Source organism: Enterobacter sp. EC_50 (genome assembly GCF_019584525.1).
GTDB classification, from domain to species: domain Bacteria; phylum Pseudomonadota; class Gammaproteobacteria; order Enterobacterales; family Enterobacteriaceae; genus Enterobacter; species Enterobacter roggenkampii.
Map to the genome: position 1 here is coordinate 1 of NZ_VDAF01000084.1, position 480 is coordinate 480.

Sequence of the window (480 nt, forward strand, 5' to 3'; positions counted from 1 at the left end):
GTTCCACCAACGCATCCAGCACCTGTTCCGCCACTACAGGCTGAGGTTCAATCTGCCAGTGCGCCAGGGTACAACCGCTGAAATCCTGCGCCGCCAGCCAGCTTGCTATTGCGGCATTCTCCTGATTTATTGTCACAATTGCGATATTCATGGCTGCATCCTTTGGCGTAAATAGTCCTGCCATAGCTTTTGAGCTTTTTCTGCTACCGTTTGCCCATCAATCAGCGTCGCTCCGCGTCGTTGCTCTGCTCTTGCCAGTTGCAGACACTGCATCGCTGGCATTTCGGCAGCAACAGTTTTACGGATAATTTCTGCTTTCCCCGCAGCCATTCGCTGGCGCATTCCCGGTACTGGCAAGGCCACTTCACCGCACTGACGCACGGCAATCACCGCAGGCAAGCGACCCCGGCAACAACGCAACCCATGTTCAGTACGCTGTTCGAGGGTGATAAACAGCGCGTCGAGAGTGAAACGCTCCAC

The 480-nt window shown here is 55.2% G+C and carries 2 pseudogenes; both read right to left on the reverse strand.

Going from position 1 to position 480, the window contains the following annotated elements:
• Positions 1 to 151 (reverse strand): annotated as a pseudogene (locus FHC48_RS23070) (electron transfer flavoprotein); the annotation flags it as partial.
• A pseudogene (locus tag FHC48_RS23075) lies at positions 148 to 480 on the reverse strand (electron transfer flavoprotein subunit beta/FixA family protein); the annotation flags it as partial. The pseudogenes FHC48_RS23075 and FHC48_RS23070, both read right to left, overlap by 4 nt.